Here is a 2,065-nt window from a genome sequence, read left to right as displayed (position 1 = left end):
TTGTTGAAGTCTGCCATGATGGTTTCCTTTGATTTTAAAGAGAGTCAAACGGCGAAAGTATAACAAACCCAAGGCCGTCTGAAAATGTGAAACTGTCGTATTCAGACGGCCTTTTTGGCATTCAGCCTTTTGACCAATTCTAAAATTGCGCGTTTATTGGAAGGGGAAAACACTTTTTCCGCCGCTTCTTCCGCACTAAACCAACCGTAGGCAACGTGTTCGTCCGGTTGTAGCATGATGGGCGTATCACGCGGAATTTGGGCGGAGAAGATGTGTTCGCGGTTTTCAAAAACGCCTTTGGGATAGCGATGGCGCCAGTGATGATAGATTTCATAAACGGTGCTGTCGTGCCAGTTTTCCAGCTGGCCGTCTGCAAGGCGGATACCGGTTTCTTCCCACACTTCGCGCCATGCGGTTTCTTCGATACGCTCGCCCTCTTCCAAGCTGCCGGTAACCGACTGCCAAAAACCTTGCGGCGCCGTGCGTTCAATCAGCAGGATATTGCCGTCTTTATCATGCAAAACAACCAAAGCGGATACGGGATACTTCAAAGGCTTACCACTCATGACTTGTCCTTGCCGGATTGATTGGGGAGGCTGATTTTTTGTAGTAAGTAAGCCAAAAGGTTTTCCATGTATCACTCAAAAATGGGAAATTGATATTCAGACGGCCTTTGCCGGAAATCCGCAAAGGCCGTCTGAAATTATACCTGATTTAACTGCGCCAGTTTCCGAGACACCAGCTCTGCCGCTTCTTCCGGCGAGTTGGCCTTCAACCCTACTTCGCCAAAATACGAAATTTTAGGCAAATCACACAAAAACTTATCGACGTCTTGCGCCGTCAAAAAACGGCCGTGCAAATCGAAGCCGACATTTAAAGCACGCCCTTTGATTGCCGCCACCCTGTCATGCAAATGGCCGTACAAGTGATACCAGCCCTGATAGCAGCCGTCCCACTCCTGAATCGGGTAGTGAAAGAGAACCAGTGTATTCTTAATTTCCGGCGATTTGAGTTTCAAATACGGCCGTATGGACGACAGCAGCGGATGCCCATCATGCTTGGTTTGGCTGCGGAAAAAATCGGCATGCTGCCGAATCACATGATCATGATTGCCGTAAATCAAGTGATGTTGTCCGTTCAAACGCGACAAAACGCGCTCTATCTGCTTGTAGTCTTGGGCAAAGGAAAAATCGCCCAAGTTATACACCGTATCTTCAGGCATAACGGTTTCATTCCACGTTTGGATTAAAAATTCATCCATCTGCTCCACGTTATCGAACGGTCGAAATTGCGGGCAGAATTTGGCGATGTTTTTATGTGAAAAATGTAGGTCTGATGTGAAGTAGGTTTTGCTCATGCCGTGCTTTCTGCGTTGCAAGCTTGAATCGTATCACGCGCAGGCGTATGCTGAATAATGTTTATTGTATGCTTCAAGGAGTTTTTATGCGTTTGGTTATTGCCGCGCCGGCCAACGGCGCGATATTGAAAGACGCGCTCAAAGCGCATTTGCAAAACGACCCGCGTGTCGGCAGTTTGGTTGATTTGTCTTCACCCGAAGGAACGTATCCGCAGCTTTCGTTTGCGGCGGCGCAGGAAGTGGCGGCAGGGCGTGCCGATCGCGCGCTGCTGATTTGCGGTACCGGCGTGGGTACGGCAATCGCCGCCAATAAAGTGCGCGGCATACGGGCGGCGACAGCGCACGATTTGCTCACCCTCCGCGGCTCGGTGGAAAACTATGATTCGCAGGTCTTATGTATGGGGCAAAACGTGATTGCCGCTCCGGCTGCTTGGGCATTGGTCGATATTTGGTTGGATTTGCGCCACGACACAAGCAGCGGTTATGCGCCTAAAGTCGGCGAGATTGAAGCATACGAGCGCGAAAAATAAATACGTGTTGCTCCATATATTTTCAGACGGCCTTGTTACGTTTCGCTTTGCTGTAGAAACTAGTAGCGTTGTTTACAGTATTTCCAGGAGAATACTGAAACATGAACATGCACAAAAACACCCGTCTCACCCCGCACCACCGCCAAGCCATTTGGCTGGCCTACACGCAGGGGAAGGA

3 protein-coding genes and 1 pseudogene are annotated in these 2,065 nt (G+C 49.5%); 2 read left to right on the top strand and 2 right to left on the bottom strand.

Annotated features, from left to right (window positions below; translation table 11 throughout):
- Positions 1 to 101: 101 nt before the first annotated feature.
- Positions 102 to 566 (bottom strand): dihydroneopterin triphosphate diphosphatase, encoded by a 465-nt coding sequence (nudB, locus tag ACTHUT_RS18870; protein ID WP_003685636.1) that lies wholly within the window; start codon positions 564 to 566, stop codon positions 102 to 104.
- Between the two features lie 137 nt (positions 567 to 703).
- Positions 704 to 1,357 carry a metallophosphoesterase gene (locus ACTHUT_RS18865; RefSeq protein ID WP_250600227.1) on the bottom strand — a complete coding sequence of 218 codons (654 nt, stop codon included), beginning with the start codon at positions 1,355 to 1,357 and terminating at the stop codon, positions 704 to 706.
- Between the two features lie 86 nt (positions 1,358 to 1,443).
- Between ACTHUT_RS18865 and ACTHUT_RS18860 the strand changes: the two genes are divergently transcribed.
- Positions 1,444 to 1,887: an RpiB/LacA/LacB family sugar-phosphate isomerase gene (locus tag ACTHUT_RS18860; protein WP_250600225.1), complete on the top strand. Its 444-nt coding sequence runs from the start codon at positions 1,444 to 1,446 to the stop codon at positions 1,885 to 1,887.
- Between the two features lie 101 nt (positions 1,888 to 1,988).
- A pseudogene (locus tag ACTHUT_RS18855) lies at positions 1,989 to 2,065 on the top strand (helix-turn-helix domain-containing protein); the annotation flags it as partial.

The organism is Neisseria sp. P0022.S010 (assembly GCF_051956635.1).
The sequence above is the reverse complement of the archived record's forward strand: the minus strand, read 5'-3'. Positions and strand labels throughout refer to the sequence as shown.

Bases quoted from the DNA above. Each gene is read 5' to 3' on its own strand.
- nudB (WP_003685636.1), bottom strand. From the start codon at position 566: ATGAGTGGTAAGCCTTTGAAGTATCCCGTATCCGCTTTGGTTGTTTTG.
- ACTHUT_RS18860 (WP_250600225.1), top strand. From the start codon at position 1,444: ATGCGTTTGGTTATTGCCGCGCCGGCCAACGGCGCGATATTGAAAGAC.
- ACTHUT_RS18865 (WP_250600227.1), bottom strand. From the start codon at position 1,357: ATGAGCAAAACCTACTTCACATCAGACCTACATTTTTCACATAAAAAC.